This is a genomic window from Bacillus sp. FSL K6-3459 (genome assembly GCF_038003305.1).
GTDB classification, from domain to species: domain Bacteria; phylum Bacillota; class Bacilli; order Bacillales; family Bacillaceae; genus Bacillus; species Bacillus pumilus_O.
Window position 1 is genome coordinate 3,163,309 of sequence record NZ_JBBOOW010000001.1, and the last position, 17,750, is coordinate 3,181,058.

General features: G+C 40.3%; 15 protein-coding genes. All 15 read right to left on the reverse strand.

Features of this window, described 5'->3' with window-relative positions:
* Positions 1-23: 23 nt before the first annotated feature.
* Entirely contained in the window at positions 24-1,376 is a 1,353-nt protein-coding gene (locus tag MHI35_RS16195) for an IS1182 family transposase (RefSeq protein WP_340992703.1), read from the reverse strand.
* A gap of 131 nt (positions 1,377-1,507) precedes the next feature.
* A complete protein-coding gene (locus MHI35_RS16200) occupies positions 1,508-2,575 on the reverse strand; it encodes a glycosyltransferase family 4 protein (protein ID WP_144523660.1) in 1,068 nt (355 codons plus the stop codon).
* 131 nt (positions 2,576-2,706) lie between these two features.
* Positions 2,707-3,906, reverse strand: coding sequence for a teichuronic acid biosynthesis protein TuaH (gene tuaH / locus MHI35_RS16205; RefSeq protein WP_211063640.1), 1,200 nt, complete (start codon positions 3,904-3,906; stop codon positions 2,707-2,709).
* A 16-nt stretch (positions 3,907-3,922) separates the two neighbouring features.
* A complete protein-coding gene (gene tuaG / locus MHI35_RS16210) occupies positions 3,923-4,678 on the reverse strand; it encodes a teichuronic acid biosynthesis protein TuaG (protein WP_335349759.1) in 756 nt (251 codons plus the stop codon).
* A 24-nt stretch (positions 4,679-4,702) separates the two neighbouring features.
* Positions 4,703-5,380, reverse strand: a complete 678-nt coding sequence (tuaF, locus tag MHI35_RS16215; protein WP_211063642.1) for a teichuronic acid biosynthesis protein TuaF — start codon at positions 5,378-5,380, stop codon at positions 4,703-4,705.
* A 72-nt stretch (positions 5,381-5,452) separates the two neighbouring features.
* Positions 5,453-6,910, reverse strand: a complete 1,458-nt coding sequence (gene tuaE, locus MHI35_RS16220) for a teichuronic acid biosynthesis protein TuaE (RefSeq protein ID WP_211063643.1) — start codon at positions 6,908-6,910, stop codon at positions 5,453-5,455.
* 39 nt (positions 6,911-6,949) lie between these two features.
* Positions 6,950-7,879, reverse strand: a complete 930-nt coding sequence (locus MHI35_RS16225) for an NAD-dependent epimerase/dehydratase family protein (RefSeq protein ID WP_144523655.1) — start codon at positions 7,877-7,879, stop codon at positions 6,950-6,952.
* Positions 7,880-7,897: 18 nt separating this feature from the next.
* Positions 7,898-9,232 carry a UDP-glucose 6-dehydrogenase TuaD gene (tuaD, locus tag MHI35_RS16230; protein ID WP_144523654.1) on the reverse strand — a complete coding sequence of 445 codons (1,335 nt, stop codon included), beginning with the start codon at positions 9,230-9,232 and terminating at the stop codon, positions 7,898-7,900.
* A 79-nt stretch (positions 9,233-9,311) separates the two neighbouring features.
* On the reverse strand, positions 9,312-10,496 hold the full coding sequence (gene tuaC / locus MHI35_RS16235) for a teichuronic acid biosynthesis protein TuaC (RefSeq protein ID WP_335349760.1): 1,185 nt from the start codon (positions 10,494-10,496) through the stop codon (positions 9,312-9,314).
* On the reverse strand, positions 10,493-11,944 hold the full coding sequence (tuaB, locus tag MHI35_RS16240; protein WP_335349761.1) for a teichuronic acid biosynthesis protein TuaB: 1,452 nt from the start codon (positions 11,942-11,944) through the stop codon (positions 10,493-10,495). The genes tuaC and tuaB overlap by 4 nt, the downstream gene beginning before the upstream one ends.
* A gap of 18 nt (positions 11,945-11,962) precedes the next feature.
* Positions 11,963-12,622 (reverse strand): sugar transferase, encoded by a 660-nt coding sequence (locus MHI35_RS16245; RefSeq protein WP_144468298.1) that lies wholly within the window; start codon positions 12,620-12,622, stop codon positions 11,963-11,965.
* 199 nt (positions 12,623-12,821) lie between these two features.
* A complete protein-coding gene (locus tag MHI35_RS16250; RefSeq protein ID WP_335349762.1) occupies positions 12,822-13,400 on the reverse strand; it encodes a hypothetical protein in 579 nt (192 codons plus the stop codon).
* A 233-nt stretch (positions 13,401-13,633) separates the two neighbouring features.
* Entirely contained in the window at positions 13,634-15,124 is a 1,491-nt protein-coding gene (locus MHI35_RS16255) for an N-acetylmuramoyl-L-alanine amidase (RefSeq protein ID WP_211063648.1), read from the reverse strand.
* A 22-nt stretch (positions 15,125-15,146) separates the two neighbouring features.
* A complete protein-coding gene (locus MHI35_RS16260) occupies positions 15,147-17,255 on the reverse strand; it encodes a SpoIID/LytB domain-containing protein (RefSeq protein ID WP_417894691.1) in 2,109 nt (702 codons plus the stop codon).
* A 21-nt stretch (positions 17,256-17,276) separates the two neighbouring features.
* Positions 17,277-17,600, reverse strand: coding sequence for a lipoprotein (locus MHI35_RS16265; RefSeq protein WP_012011448.1), 324 nt, complete (start codon positions 17,598-17,600; stop codon positions 17,277-17,279).
* Between the last annotated feature and the right edge of the window lie 150 nt (positions 17,601-17,750).

A 17,750-nucleotide genomic window follows, 5' to 3' on the forward strand; every position in this document is an offset into this window, starting at 1 on the left:
AATGAAAAAGGCCTCCCACACACCTAGCCTAGCTTCGCTAGGTGTGTGGAAATCTTTTTCATGTTCTGGCACGCAGCTGTGAGGAGAACTTGCTCACTCACATTTTGTTTCCCCCTTAACCGGCAGTAGCGAAGCCCATGCAGTTGTTTTGAATCTGCAAAGCTTCGCTCTATTTTTTCTTTTCTTTTTTTATATAGCTCTTTTCCAGAAACAGTTAGACGATTCTGTCTGATCTTTTCTTTATGTTCTTCCCATATGTGTCTTGAGATGACTCTTTGATGATTTTTCGACCTTGTGCATCTTTCAAGGAAAGGACACGATGCACATTTTTTAGGATCTGATTTGTAGAATCGATAACCTTTTCGATCTGTTGTCGTATATAAAAGCTTCTCACCTTTTGGGCATATGTAATGATCATTTTCAGAATCATACTGAAATTTCCACTTCTCAAATAATCCTCTTGTTGGATGAAAACGTCTATGGGCAATGACACCAAAAATATGTCGATCAGATAAACCTTTACAAATTGGTGTTGTCAAATAACCTGAATCAAGCGCAACAGCTTCTACTTGAAAACCAAATCGTGCGATTTGGTGATCTAACCGATCAAGATATGGAACAGAATCATGGACATTTCCAGGCGTGACATGAGCATCGGTGATGATATTATACTTCATATCTGTTGTCCGGTGGTCTAGGTAGAAAAAGCCTTCAGGCTTGTTTTCGCGATATAGATAGCCACTTTCAGGATCAGTCATACTTTGACGAATGTCTTTTTCTGTTTTCACCTCCTCTTTTACCTTTAAGGGCTTTTTTCCATGTGCCACCCGATCTTCTTGGACTGCTTCTTCTAAATCATTGATATAGTTCTGGGTATCTTGTTCAATCGTTTTTCTCGTATATTTATGTTTATTAGCATTGGCTTTAAGATGAGTTGAATCAGTAAAAAGAACGCGACCTCCTACCATATCATGATTGATAGCTTGAAGCACAATCTCATCGAAAATGTCTTGAAAAATCGTTGTATTTTTAAATCGAGTACGACGATTCCAACTAATAGTGGAGTGATGGGGAACGGGATCATTGATGTTCAAACCTAAAAACCATCTATACGCCATGTTATAGTAAATTTCTTTTTCGAGTTGTCTTTCAGAACGGATACCGTAAAGGTATCCGATAAACATCATTTTGAACAAAATAAGCGGATCAAGAGAAGGACGACCTTTATTCTCACTATAATAGGGTTTTACTTTATCTACGATAAATGAAAAATCAATGTACTGATCAATTTTACGAAGCAGGTGATCCTCTTCGACCAGTTGATCTAGCAATACAAATTCGGCTTCGTGCTGAGAAGAATTTCTAGTGTGGAACATGAGAAAAACACCTTCCTTTAGAATGCTTTTCTCTATTATAAAATGGAGTGGTGGAAAATTTAAGGGGAAAATAAAGCTGCCGAGATTTTCTCGACAGCCTGACAGCCCAGTTCCTAGGAACGGGCTGTTTTTTATTGTCTTTTGACCATTCGTTTATAGAATTTCGTAAATGGTTTGAATTCTTCGTTGACCAAACCCGTGACTTCCGCAATCACTTGCATAAACATCACCAGTAAAAAGATAATGATGAGCGATAACCAAATGGTCGCACTTGTCAGCAATATCGCACTTAAGCTAAAGACTAACCCAATCATGTAAATCACGATGACAGCCATGCGATGGGACAACCCAAAGGCCATTAGTCTATGGTGAATATGAGATTTGTCCGGTGATGAAATCGGTTGTTTGTTTAATATGCGTCTAATGATTGCAAAGGTCGTATCAAATATAGGAACACCTAGAATGATCACAGGAACAACAACACTAAACAAAGTGACACTTTTGTATAACCCTAAAAGTGACAGCACCGAGATCATATAGCCTAAAAATAGCGAACCCGTATCTCCCATAAAAATCTTCGCCGGATGAAAGTTGTAAAAGAGAAAGCCGATCGTACTGCCGATGACGACAAGAGATAAAGAAAGAATCAGAATCTTATCAGCAGAAAATGCCATCACTGCAATCGTTGATAAACCGATGACAGATATACCGGCAGCTAGTCCATCAAGACCGTCAATTAAATTAATGGCATTTGTGATGCCCACGATCCATAGCACGGTGAGGGGATATGCCATCCAGCCTAACTCAATTCGATCTGTCAAAAAAGGAACAGAGAAGAAGTCCATTTTTAAGCCCGTGCTCACAATCAAACAAGCAACTAGGACTTGTACGAGAAATTTAAATCTTGCACTTAAATTATATTTATCATCAAATATACCTAAAATGACGATGAGTACGGCACCAACTGAAATCGCTGTAATTTTATTATGTAGAAACAGCCCGCCTGCTAATGCTCCAGCCACTACTCCAATAAAAATTGCCAAACCACCCATTCGAGGCATTACTTTATCATGAACTTTTCGTTTATTCGGCTGGTCCACTGCACCAATCTTAATTGCAAACTTTTTGACGATTGGTGTCACAATTAAAACTGTAGCCAGAGAGACAAAAAACGCTAATAAGGCGCGTTCGTAATCCATAGGTCAGTCTCCTTCTAAATTGAAATCTGTATTTTGTATATTGGCCGCTCTTTCCATTATACAATTGAATAGAGGATGATCACAACCTCCCCCGGTGATGAAACAAATAAAAACGCACAATCCTGAATGAATTATGCGTTTTCTTTAATATTCGTTAGTTCCACCATGTTTGTGAACAGCGCGTGCCAATCTTTTTTCTTCGCTCGGCTTTGTCTTAGATGTTTATATTTCGTGTCGTCTTTTTTGCTGATCACTTTTAGGCAGGCTTCTACAAAGAGCGCAGGATCATCGCCCTCTAAATATTCATACACATCCTTCTCTTTTAGCCTTTCCGTTGATGGGAGATTTAAACCGACAACCGGTATTCCAGTGGCTAAAAATTCGTAAAGCTTGAGAGGGAACACCGCTTGATTGTAAGGAGATTGTTTGTATGGCATCATCCCTACATCAATCAGCTTCATATAAGCAGGCACTTCTTCTGGAGCAACAGCACCTGTCCAAATCACATTAGGCAGTTTGAGTGCATGCTGAAAAGATGGATCTCCATTCGTTCCATCTGGACCGACAAATAAAAATGTCCAATCAGGCCGCATTCGAGCAGCTTCAGCCATCATGTCAAAATCGAGCTTTGGCTTAATTCCTCCGATAAAACCAAGCACGGTTCCTTCTCTTCCTTCCAGCACATCTTCTTTACACGGAAGATTGCTTTTCGCAAACACATCGTACTCGACGCCATTTTCCACCGTAAACACATCTTTCGGTTCTCCCATCAGACGTTTTTTGATTTGGTCGTGTAAATATTGAGAAGAGCATGTAATGCTGTGTGCATATTTAATAATTCGATTTTCTGCTTTGACTATGACACGCTGCCTCATATAAGAAAGGATGTTATGGTTGCCGCTTATTGGCTCTCCCCACAGGTCACTGCAATCATAGACAATATGTTTCCATTCAAATAAAGAAGATAAGAGCGGAAAGCCCGGAAACGTATACCATAAACAAACGGCGATCCCCTTCTTTTCCTCCTGCCGTAAATGTTCAAGAAGAGGCGATAATTTATGAATATAGAACATGTCTTGATATCGACCAAAGCGAAATAATTTGCTCTTGAGCACATCAGGAATGGTCAATTGCTTCATTCGATCGGTTATGGGCTGAAAGGAAGCTGTATGACGAGACGATGACGGGCATACCCAGATGACCTCTTTTGTTTCTGGATCAGATGCTAGAAATTCGGCCAGCCGATGCCGTCTGTACCTCAGTCCGTCCTGTCCCCATTCTCCCGTCGCTACGACAACATGTATGATCGAGTCTGCTTTCACCTTTATCACCTTTTTTCCCTTCTGTTTATAAGCGCTTCTTCACAGCATTTGTCGCATAGTGCATAAAACACCAAGACGCTTTGACAAAATGAAGCTGCTCAATTTCCCTGTAGACAAACCACGTTTTTTTCGCTGCTTTCCACTTGTTACTAGAGATGGAGTTCCCAACGATGCGATATTCACTGAGCGGTTCACTCATACCATAGGCTGTAAACCCTCTTTTTAATATAGACAGCCATGTAGCTAAATCCTGTCTTGTGCGAATGTTCGGCATTTCCACATGTCCTACCTTTTCAAGATCAAGCATGACCGTTAAACAGCCGATAATGGTGTTTTTCAGGGCTTCATTATAGTCCAATCTCGCTGGCGCAGTGACGGTTTTTTCTAATGGTTCTCCATTTTCTGCAATGATGTCATATGCCGTAAATGTAAAGGCATAATCATTTGTCAGCATGAATTCTACCTGTTTTTCGAGCTTCGTCTCTTTCCACATATCATCGCTGTCTAGAAAAGCGATAAAGCGTCCTTTTGCCTGTTTGATGGCTGCGTTTCTAGCAATGGCAGCTCCCCCATTTTCCTCTAAATAAATGACGTTGATTCTGTCGTCCGCTTGACTTAAATCCCCTAATAGCTTTCTAGTTCCATCTGTAGAACAATCATCTGCAATGATTAGCTCCCAATTGGAATAGGTTTGGGCAAGGACGGAATGAACTGTATCCGTTAAATAACGTTCCGCATTATACGCAGGTGTAATGATGGATACTAACGGTTGATTGTTCACCTAAGACTCATCTCCAGTTCATTATTAAGATTCTTTGAACACTTCGGGTAAGACCACAAACATGAGCGAGATGCTAAAGCCAATGACAAGCCCAAGCAGTGCACGTTTTTTGGCTGACATGCCTTTATTGCCCTCATCAAGTACTTGGGCAGGATCGACAATCTTTGCCTGCTTCATTCCAAGCTTTGTAGACTCCAATTCATATAAAAATCGTTCTTTATCAACTTTGGAATCATTGCTGACCGATTCGTCTTCAAGAGCAGCTAATCTACTTTCAATGACTTGCTGCCTTTTTGTAAATAATGCTTTGTCTTGCTTGAGAAATGTAGCCGACACCTGCTTCACGACAGCCAAAGCACGATCCTGATCGGCATCCGTAAACGACAACTGTAATTGTGTATCTGATTGATTGTTGAGGATGAGACGGGTTTTCACATCCTGTCTCTCTTCTTCTTTCACATCACTGAGTGCTTCATTTAGAAAGGCATCGCTTTTTAATAGAGATGTCACTTCTGCCATGTTGTTATACACTCCGTCATCATATTTACCGAGAGTGAGGGTAACAGCAGCTGTGTAACTAGACTGCTGCGTAGTTCCTTTAGCAAAAAAGAAACCAAAGGCACCTAATACGACAGGCAGCAGTATGAGCCATACGATGTACTTTTTGATTCGCTTCCCTATCCTAGATATGAAACCAGACATGTTCATTCTCCCAACATTGACGTATTTGCTCTTTCATTAGTGTAGCCATACATACAAAGCGTCACACACGGTTTACCATAACTTGAGTCGTTGTTTGTTTTTTAGCATATTCACCGCTGCGATCACCAGCCCTAAAAATACCCAGTGGAAATATAAATTCGAGACGGAGCTAGGACTGATACTTGAAACGAGAAAACTCAGCATGGCTGCAAACAACCCCTCAATGATCATTTTTGCCGATCTTGTGTCAGCCCATTGGTACTGTTTGTAAAGTGTGAACATGAGATAGGCGTATACAGAGATATAGCCCAGCATGACTGCAAATCCAAAGTTCGTCATCAATTCGAGCAACCAATTGTGCACTTCAACGACCCGGTCTGTATCAAAGATCGAAAAGTGAGCTAAATAGTAAGACACATTCCCCGCTCCAACCCCGAATCCGTATGAATTCGTAAAGAAATGCCAAGCATTTTTCATCAAATTCGCTCTCGCGATGTTAGACGGGAGTGGTTCACTAAAAGAATGCGTGACCTGAGAAGCGAGAAACAAGTCATAAAAAGTCGAATAAATCTTGGCTGAAAAGACAGCAATACCGATGACGACAAGTCCGCTTGCTGCAATGATTGACCACTTTTTGAGAAAACGCGGGAGCAGTAGCCACACATAAATCGCCACTCCTGCAAATATGCCAAGCAGACTGGCGCGGGATTCGGTTAACAAAATGAGATACAGCGCGGCGATTGCACCTAGTAATCCAAACGCTTTGATATAACCGTTTTTCATTTGACGCATGCACGCTAGATATAAGAAGAAACTAATCGATAAAAACGTTGCAAAGTCATTCTGATTAAAAAAGACAGATGTAGGATAGTGCTGTTTATACGCTGGCCCTAGATACAATGAGGTATTCGGTAAATGGTTCAATGTAAAGTGATTATAGAACCCAATCCCCATCACAAACACAGTCATAACCAGCCAAATGCTATAAAAGGTCACCACTTGATCCATTCGCTGAATATACATAACGACCAGAAAGACAAATCCCATTCCCATTGCAAGAAGGGACATATATTTCAGGCCGTCTGTGACTGAATGCGCCCAAAGCAGTGAAATGAGTCCGTAAAGAAACCATGCTGCGAAAAAACCAAGAATTCCTTTGATACGAATCTGCTGCCACTGAGATATGTACGTCCCCTTTTCTCTCATCCGCCATATGAATAAAGCAAAGGCGGCGATGAGCATGATGCGGTAGAGAAAAAGGCTAAAGAATCCAGCACTAATAGAAAAAAAAGCGTTGTTGAGAAAGGTCAATGTCATCAAAAGATAGATGGCTGACATGAAGATTTGCTCACCATTCATGTACAGCTTCATCAACACGAGAGCAGCAGCCAGGATCAGAAGTATAACCGGAACAGCCACCATTTTCTTTAACCCGACGGGCTGGGTGGATGCCATTTGTACAAGCCCAATCCCTGCTGCAAACAAAATACATCCAATCATGATTTGCCATGCTGTTTGTTTCACACTCATACCCATTATCCTCCTAAACAACCCATCCGATTTAAGGGATTAAGCCTTGACTTCCTGTTCATAGTAGGAAATGGTACGAGCCAAACCTTCCTGTAAACTCACAACAGGTTCCCATGATAAGACTTGTTTCGTTTCCTCATTTGACAATGTACTATGCACAATATCCCCTGCACGCTGCGCCTTGTAAATTGGTTCAAGATGCGACCCCGTCACTCGCTTCATCGTTTGAAACAGCTCATTCACAGTGATCGAATCCCCACATGAAATATTTAAACAAACGTTTGATTGAGCTGTTAAAGCCGCAACATTCGCTGCTGCTAGATCACCGACATAGATGAAGTCTCTTGTTTGTTCCCCATCTCCAAAAATGAAAGGAGCCTCATCCTTTGCAAACTTATCAGAGAAAATCGAGACAACCCCGCCTTCGCCAAGTGCATCTTGTCGCGGACCATAAACATTGCTATACCGAAGAATACAATAGTCCACATCATACAATTTTTTTGCCATTTCTAAGTACCGCTCTACTGTGAGTTTTGATAAGCCATACGGCGAACCAGGCTTTAACTGGTGAGCGGTGTCTACTGGCAGATACACTGGATCTCCATAGACAGCGGCTGATGAGGCAAATACAACTTTCTTGACACCAGCCTCTGAAGCCGCTTTGATCACATGCAGAGATCCTTTAATATTCACTTCTTGATCATATATATAATCATTGACCGATACTGAGACACTTACTTGCGCAGCAAGATGAATGATGTAGTCTGGTGCGATTTGTTTAATAATTTCAACCACTTCTGGTTTTGTTACATCCTCTTCAATACACGGAACAGATAAATGTGCAATATTTTCCTTCCTACCTGTTGAAAAGTTATCAAGCACAATGACTTCATATCCTTTTTTTATTAATTCTTCAACAGTATGTGAACCTATAAATCCACTACCTCCAGTAACCAATACTTTCTTCATCCAAGTTCCTCCTAAAAATTAAGCTTCTAATAACATCTTAACATCCTGTACATGAGGACGACCGATCGAATGATAAATAAAGCCGTTTTTTCTCATTTGTTCTGGTTCAAATATATTACGTCCATCAATGATCACTGGACGTTGAAGTAGTCTTCTGACTTTCTCCATATCCATTTTTAATACTTCTTCCCATTCAGTCAAGATTAAACATGCATCTGAATGCTCTATAGTTTGATATAGGTTGTCACTGAATATCGTTTGGTTTCCAAGGATCTTCTTCGCTTCTAAGTGAGCAATTGGGTCATACGCTTTTACATAAGCTCCTAGATCTTGCAGCATTGGAATAATATCAAGAGCAGGAGAGGATCTTAAATCATTTGTATTAGGTTTAAATGCCAATCCTAATACAGAGATCGTTTTCCCCTTGATGTCACCATAGACATCCATCAATTTCTTCACGAGATACGCTCGTTGATGTGTATTTGTTTCGACAACAGATTCAATTAACTTAAAACGATAACCTACTGTTTCAGCAATTTTTAATAGCGCCTTGGTATCTTTTGGGAAGCAGGAACCTCCAAAACCGACTCCGGCTTTTAAAAACTTCTGTCCAATTCGGCTATCTAGACCAACGCCTTCTGATACTTTATCAACATCCGCACCCACTCGATCGCAAATATTGGCAATATCATTGATAAAAGAAATTTTGGTTGCAAGCATCGCATTTGCTGCGTATTTAATCATTTCTGCACTTTCTAGATTGGTTTCAACCACTACTGTTTGAAACGGTTCATGTAACGCCTTAATGATTTCCGATGCATGAGAACTTGTAGACCCTATAACCACTCGCTCCATATTCATCGTGTCTTTGATTGCAGACCCTTCTCTGAGAAACTCTGGATTGGATACGACATCAAAAGGATACTTACTGCGCGATGCTTTTTCGACAATGGCTTGAACGAGCCTGCCTGTTCCAACGGGAACTGTGCTTTTATTGACGATGATTTTGTAGCCATTTAAATGTTCACCAATTGTTTGGGCGACAGCTTTCACATACGTTAAATCTGCTTCCCCCTGTGCTGTCATTGGTGTCCCTACAGCAATATAGATAATGTCTGATTCCCGGATAGCAGCAGGAATATTGGTTGTAAAAAACAGTCTTCCTTCTTCCGTATTCTTTTCAATCAATTCCTTTAAACCCGGTTCATAAATGGGAACGACACCACTTTTTAAGCTGTTGATTTTTGATTCATCGATGTCACAGCAGATGACACGATTTCCGATATCAGCAAAACAAGTACCCGATACTAACCCGACATACCCTGTTCCAATCACAGCAATTTTCTTCAACATTTTTCATCCTCTCAGTAAAAGCATATTGTCCGTTCCAAGCTGTTTATCTATCTATCATTCTTTGCACATTTCGGCTTGTTTAAACGATGGATCTTGATTGATGAAGCACCTTTTCATATTGCTGTATGAGCTGCTTCGTATTATTTACTGATGAATATTCTGAATGAACGATTTGATGTAGATCGCTTTTTACTTTCTCATTCCATCTGTTTTCATAAAGGTAGGCGTGAATGGCCTCTTTTAACTGATTTGCCGAATGCGGATCAACGAGCAGGTGTTGATAGCTAGAAAATAAGGTTGGGAGACCACCGACTCTTGTCGCAATGACAGGTACTTTTAAAGCGAGCGCCTCCAGAACAACGGTTGGCATTCCTTCACTATAGGATGGGAGTGCAAACAAATCGGCTGCTATTAAATAGTCTTTCACCTGAGCATTCGGCACCTGCCCTGGAAGTAGAATGGATGCTCCAGCCCGTTCTTTGAGCTCCTTTGCAAGTGGACCTTTTCCGACAAAAACTGCTTTCACACCATCCATGCTACTGACAGCATCAGCTAATTCAAGTAAGCCCTTCTCTTTGACTAATCGGCCGACGAAGACAACGAGCTTGTCATGAAGGGGTAAGCCTAACTTTTCCCTGATGACTTGTTGATCTTCTTCCGTTTTAGAAAATGACTGGAGCGGAATACCGAGCGGGAGGCATTTCGCTTCTACTTTCGTCATGTTATTTGTTTTTTTAGCAAGCTCCTCACTCACCGTCAGAACGATAGATGCCTGTTTCACCGCCGTTTCAAAGGCTGCATATGCCCCTTTGCTATAGCTCGGATACACGTTCACATCACTGCCATGTAAGGTCAAAAGATAAGGAATTTGCGTTTTTTGCTGAATCACAGCCGACGCTCCGCCAGATGGCATCGCAAAGTGCGCATGGATAAAATCTGGTGACAGCTGATAACGCTGCATAGCGCCAAGAACAGAAGCCGCTATTCGTTTACTCGGCTGTGCCCATTTCAGTTGTCCAGGGAGTGCTGTATAGGGCGGCCTGTATACGGTCACTCCGTTTCTCACTTCCTGTTCGGGCAGATCTTTTTTCTGCCGATAGGACGCCTTCAGCATCCGCAAAATCGGTGGGTTGACCGGGTTGGGACAGATGACGGTGACTTGTATTCCTTGTTTGAGCAGCTCCTGCACTTGCGTTTCATGGAATACGCCTTCACTTGGATGTTTTTCACTAGGATATACACTTGTCAGCCATAGCACCTTCATGACGAACGACCTCTTCTCAATAATTTGCCTGCTACCCGCGGATACATTTTGATGAGCAGCAAGCCATACAATGCTGCACTGACACAAATCGTCAATCCTAATTGAAGTAAAATGTCCGCTGACGTCAGCTTCATGCCTTGATGCAGGGCTACCGTACAGGCGGCCATCAATAGCGTCATAACAGCAGGCTTGCCAAGTGATTTTAAATACACCTTCATATCTAGCTGAATGACATACGCCATGAGCCATCTGCCAACAATGAAGTTGAGCAGGCTGACACCTGAGTAAACCCAAGCTACTGTGGGCAGACTACCTGTGCTGACACCTGCATATAAGGCGCATCCATACACAAGAAGCATCCCCGTATCCCAATAAAAGGCTAAGTCCGCTCTCCCCTTTGCAAGGAGTATGGACCCGTTTGGATTCATCAGCACACGCAGAAGACCGACAATGCACAATATATTAAGAACCGGAACAGCTACGAGCCATTTCTCTCCAAACACCACTTCAATAAAGCTATCTGATACGGCGACAAGACCGATTAATAGCGGAAAGCTAATCAATGCGAGCATATTCGTCATACTGAGGAAGCCCTCTCGCAGCATGGAATGATCTCGCTGACTTTTTGCGAAAACAGGGAAAGCCACTCTCGTCACGATGGGGTTAATCTTCAGCACGGGAATCGTCACGATTTGATACGCCAAGCTATAAATACCTAACGCTTCTGCTCCAAGAAACCGGCCGATTAAAATCATGTCTATATTCGATCCTGCTCGATTGACTAGTCTGGATGCGAGCTGGAATGCACCGAATGAGAAAAATTCTTTCACTTCTCCTAATGCAAACACAGGTGCTGGGCGCCACTTCTTCCAATAAGCGGCGGCATACATAAGCCCCTTGCCAGATTGCAGCAGCACTTGAGAAATGACATAGGCTACAATCGGATTGATGAAGAAGGACAAAACGAGTAAAACAATCAGCGATATTATGGTTGCAACGGCTTCAATGGCACTTAATGTTTTAAAGGCTAAGTCCTTTTGCATCATGTATTGGTATTGCTGGCCAATAGGTGCAATCAGAAACATGATCGATAATAGTTTCAGCAACCCGTCGAGCTCTGGCCGGTTATAAAAGGCGGCAACCATTGGGCTAACTAGAATGAGTAAACAGAATAAAACAACTCCGGTGAGTAAATTAATCCAATATAATGTAGATAGTTGACGTTCTGTTGTTTGTTCTTTTTGAATGATCGCTGCCCCGATCCCTAGATCAAGTAAAATCTGCGTAAATATTGCGACAGTTGTGATCATGCCAACGAGTCCAAACTCCTTCAGTGACATCACATTCCCTAAAAAGGCGAACTGTGCAATTTGGATGATCGTAATGATGAATGCGGACAAGCTTGTCCATTTCGCCCCGCCTAGCATGCGTTTTTTCATACTTGCCATTTCTCTTCCCTACTTTACTTATCTGGCTCCGTCACCCGTCATGATGACTTTTAACGTTTTTACCATAATCTTCGTGTCGAGAGAAAATGTCAAGTTTTGAATATACTGTAAGTCATGTGTTAATTTTTCACTTGGACTCATTTCATATCCTCCATTTACTTGAGCAAGACCTGTCAGTCCCGGCTTGACCGTTAATCTTTTCGTAAAACCTGGAATCGTCCGGTTAAATTCTGCGGTAAACATCGGTCTTTCTGGCCGCGGACCTACGATACTCATTTCTCCTTTTAACACATTGATAAATTGCGGAAGTTCATCGATTCTTGTTTTACGAATGAAGGCTCCCACTTTGGTGATACGTGGATCATTTTTTTGTGCCCATTTCGCTCCTCCGCTTTCAGCATCGATTCTCATCGATCTGAGCTTCCATAATTTAAAGTAAACACCATCTTTCCCGACCCTCTCCTGCATATAAAAGGCTGGTCCCGGTGTTTCCAGCTTAATCAAAAGAGCAAACAGCAAAATGATTGGCGTACTCAACATCAATCCGATGAACGAGAACATTAAATCTATGAAACGTTTTGCAAATAAATAACGAACCATATGTTCTGTTAAGGCAAAAGAGTGGTTTCGTCTCACTTCATATTCTCTATAAAGATTCATCGCTTTCTCTGCACTCACTGACCTGCACCTCACCATTCAAAGTAGTTGTTGTGTAAAGAGATGTTCTATGAAAGTCAGTTTAGCAGAGCAACATTAAGCAAATGTAAATGCGCTGTTAAGTCTTGTAAAACTGTGTTAAGAATGTGCACTTATATCAAGTTATGCCCTTTTCAACGTAAAAAAGACCCGCAATTCTGCGGGTCTCCGGGTCTTTTCTTTATTTTGCTTTAACAGATTCGATGGTTTTTAATCGAAGGGTTCCGTTTGCATCTTTTGTATAAGTGACTTTCACTTTTGATTCTTCTTTTAAGCTGTTTACTTGTTTAGAAAACGTATTTCCGAATTGAATAGCGACTTCTTTGCCATCAATGTTCACAGCAATGGTATGTCCATCAGCCAAGCCGACATATGTGCCTTCTTTGGTGACTTCATTTTTCTTATTTGTTGTTGATTCTTTCTTTGTTTTAGATTCAGCTTTTGATTGTTCTTTAGCTGGTTCTTCTTTTTTGATTTCTTTACTTGAGCTGTCTTTTGCGTCTTCATCAGATTGACCAGATTGCTCTTCTTTTTGAGCAACTGTTTCTTTACTTTGATCATCTGCTTTTTCATTTGATGACTGCTCTTCTGTTTTTTTCTTTTCCTCTGATGCATTTTCTTTCTTTTGATCAGCGGCTTCGGTTGTTTCTTTTTTGCTGTCATCCTTATTGTTGTCGTTTGATTGATTTGTTGTGCCGCATGCTGTGAGTAAGACACCTAGAAGCAATACTAGAAACGGCATTGTGATTAATTTTTTCAAAATTGTCACCTCTTCATGATTTGTCGATTGGCTGTCGCTTGAAGATTCATGCGTAAACCATCCACCTTTTATATTTCAATTATAACAAAGATAACTAGAAATGAAATGTATTTTTAACTTGACACATCATCAGTGACTCGATTACTTCATAGACTTTTGAAAAAAGGCTGCCGAGAGACGTTCTCGAGCAGCCTAAGAGGAGTATCTGAGGCACCCCTCATCTTTGTATTTTCTTATCTAAAGTAACCTGACACACCGCTTGAAATGCCTGACGCTAAACGATCTTTATACGTAGCTGATTTTAAGATATTTGAATCAACTGGACTTGACACAAAACCAGTTTCTAAAAGAACACTTGGCATTTTAGAATATTTAATCACGTAGAATCCAGCTGTTTTCACACCACGGTCTCTTGTACCAAGTGCACTGACCATTTTCGGCTGAATGTTTTGCGCAAGCTTCAAGCTGTTTGCAGACGCATATGTTTTATCATAATACGTTTCTGTTCCGTTTGCACTGCTGTTATCATTTGAGTTCGCATGGACACTGATGAAGATATCTGCATTTGCTGACGCACCTTTGCTCACTCGTGTTTGGAGACTGTCAAATGTGTCTGATGTTCTTGACATGGTAACAAGTGCACCAGCATTGTTTAATTTCGTATTTAATCGTTTCGCTACATCTAAATTCAAGTTCTTTTCATATAACCCGTAGCCTACAGCTCCTGAATCATGCGCGCCATGACCTGGGTCAATGAATACTTTTTTCCCAACGACAGGGTTTTTCAATTGGGAAACCACAGTATTCGTCACAGTGGATGTACCACCTAGAATACTAAATGAAGTGATCTTCTTCGAACCAATAATTTGTCTAGTTGCTTTTGGTAATGTTTTTTCATTTGTGAAAATAAAAGCTTTACCTTGCTTAGCAGCAATACTAGCTCCTGAAGCGGCATCCGCATAGGCAAAACCATTACTAATATACGTAGTGCTTGTACTCATATTGTATTTCTTCACAATATTTGCTGCGACTTCATAACGATTTGCTCCACCAATTCTTCCAGGTGAAGGCAACTGAGCATAAGCTGATTTATTTACGCTAGACTCCCCACCAATGACAATGGTATTTTTAACTCCTCGGCTTTTCATGACCGCTGAAGTTTCCGAACGTAAACCTTTATCATTTGTTAATAAGATTGGATAGCCTTGTTTTGCAGCATAAGGTGCAATGGCAACGGCATCTGCATAAGCAAAGCCATTTGCTACAACAGCCGTACTAGAGCTTTTCATTTGTTTTGCGATATTTGCTGCTAAGTCATAGCGGTTCTTACCACTAATACGTTTCACAGAAATCCCCATCGATTTAAGCTGAGTTGTTACCTTTCCAGAGACGCTCTTTGTTCCACCAAGAATAATCACATTCTTTGTTTTCAGACTTTGAAGGCCCTTTTTCGTATCTGTAGATAAACTAGTACTGTTTGTAAAAAGAACAGGTGCATTTTTTTGATATGCAAAAGGAACTGCACTTAATGCATCCGCATATGCATCTTTCCCTACAAGAACAACTGTACTTGATGTTGTCCAACTTTTTTTCGCCGCATTCACCGCAACAGCATAACGGTTTTTCCCATCAATTCTTGTGACTGAATTGTCAGCAAGGGCAGATGGAAGAAACAAACACATGGTTACTACACTTAAAAATACAACTTTTAAGATAGAGCGCACGTTTATAACCTCCTTTGATGTTTTAATTCGTTGTTAATTTTGCACCTGGGTAATAGAATGACAAAATACTTGAGTATGAGCTTCCTGACTCAGCTCTCATTTTCGCTCCATATTGACTCATCCCAACTCCATGTCCATATCCTGTCCCTGAGATAGTGAAATCATTGGTGTTGTTCTTCACCGAAGCATATGTGCTTTTTAAATTAGTGGCACCAAGTATTGATCTAAATTCAGTCATTTTAAAACTAAGTGTCGCTGATTTATTCATACTATAGGAACCTGTTTTATTTTTTAAGTGATAGCTAACTTTCAAAGAGGCTGTTTTTGCTCTCTGTCCTTTTGTTTTCCCAGAAAAGGTGACACTAGAAATATTAGCAATCTTAATGTCTGAAGCTGATGTTTCTTTATTTTTTAGAATCCAGTTTTTCAAACCATTCAACTGACTTGCATTTGTTTCTGCTGTCTTACTCCACCAAGATGCTGGAGATGACGCACTAAGTGATGTACTCAATTGTGTTTTTGATAGTTTAAGTGTCCAAGCATTCTTTGGATCTTTTGTATCTGCTTTTGCGACTAAGTAAGGAAATGCACTTGACCACACTTCTTCACTAGCCTCGGTGTAGCCCCCATTACTAGAATAATAGGTTGCAGAAATCAATTGATTATTATATTTTAGTACCTTGCCTTTTGTAGCTTCTACAGCTTTTGTAGAGTTTGTAGACCAGTTATAACCGCCATATACTTGGAACGCTGTTGTATCTGGCACAACCTTCCCTATACTGCTTACAGAATATGTACGTGCTGCAACAGCCTGTGCTTTCAATGCCTCAACATGCCAGCTTGCTGGCATTTCATTTGGTACAACCCCTTTAAGATAATCTTCAAAAGGGATATTTTCATTTGTTGGTCGAATATAGCCTGATTCTACTGCAAAATTCATATTCCCCAAGTATGCTTTCCCAGCAACTCGAATGATATTTGTAGTTGAATATTTCTCTGGAACAACTCTTACTGAAGATCCAAACGTCTTAATGCCTTTGATTGAAATTTTTCCGTTAGAAACATTCAATTGATAATCCTTATTATTCTTCAAATAAAATTCTTTTGATAATTTTGATTGTAGACTTGCTGAAATGGATTTTACTCCACCAGACAATTGGAACGAGTACGTTCCCTGTTTTTTGACAACTGATGTCACTGGTGATGTTAAACTATTTTCTTTTACAAGTACCATAGGGCTGTTGTTCTTTGCTGCTAAAAGTGAAAATGTAATAGCATCTGTAAAGATAGAGCCATTTGCTAGGTATAACTTATCAGCATTCATGTTTAAGCCAGTTACAATGTTTGCAGAGACCTCATATCTATTAGCTCCACCTATTCTTTTCACAGTGGATGTTTTTTTAATTTGAGATTCAACTTTTTTGCTAACACTCTTTTCTCCACCAATAATCACAACTTTTTTCGGGAGTTTGTAAGTGGGTAAACTGTCTTTCTTCGTTAACAGAATAGGGTAGCCGTTTCTTGCAGCATATGGAGTTACTGAAGCACTGTCAGTAAAAATGCTTCCTGTTGCCACTATAGCTTCACTATAGTTGCCCATCTCTTTTGCAATGTTTTGTGAAACAGCATAACGTGATTTACCACTGATTCTTTTGATCTTTCCGTATTTCTTTAATGCTTTCTCAGTTGCTGAAGAAACACTTGTTGTTCCACCGATAATGAGAATATTATCAGGATTCATTTTTTTAATTTGCTTTTCAGTGGTCTTTGTTAATTTTTCAGCATTCGTATATAAAATAGGTGCATTCAGTTTATAAGCTAATGGTGTAGCGGAAATAGCATCTGCAAATGCGTCACGATTTACAATGACAATGGTAGATGGATTTTTCCAACCTGCTGAAGCGATACTATTGGCTACCTCATAACGGTTCTTACCATCATATCGAGCGACGGAAGATACATTTGTACCAGTTACTTTGTATAAGCCGGATGATGATATGTTAAAGTTGTTTTTATTCCCAACATAGTTTGATAATTTAACAGAAATTGATCTTGCCGCTGCAGCATCATTTGGCATAAATACAAGCAAAAGTAAGATGAACGTTGTAAATGTTAGACTTAATTTTTTCAATTTAATGATCCCACCGACTCTCTATTGTACTTTTTTGATTTCTTGAATTTCCTTTTGACCACTGTCATTAATAAAGTAAGAGATTTCTACTTTATCTCCTGGATTGAATTCATTTAATACATCTTTAAAATTATCCGTAAATTCATAGTTTAAGGTCGTATTCACTTTTTTCACTTCGACTGTATGTGCATCAGCCATTCCAATAAATTCAGCTTTTTCTTCCAGCACCTGAGGAGTTGAACTGCTTGTCTTGTTTTCTCCCGAGGACTGCTCAGCCGTTCCACATGCTGTGAGCACGATACCAAGTAGTAGTATTAAGAACGGTAAAACGACGATTTTCTTCATTTTTTTCACCTCATGTCTTTGTATCGTCTTATAACTTAATATTTTAAGGTAAATTTAAGGTTTTTTGAAACCTTTTTTTTGTTACAACGTCTATATCTAGGTTCAGAGTAAAAAAATAACTTGTTTATCAAGATTCGTAAACCTATAATC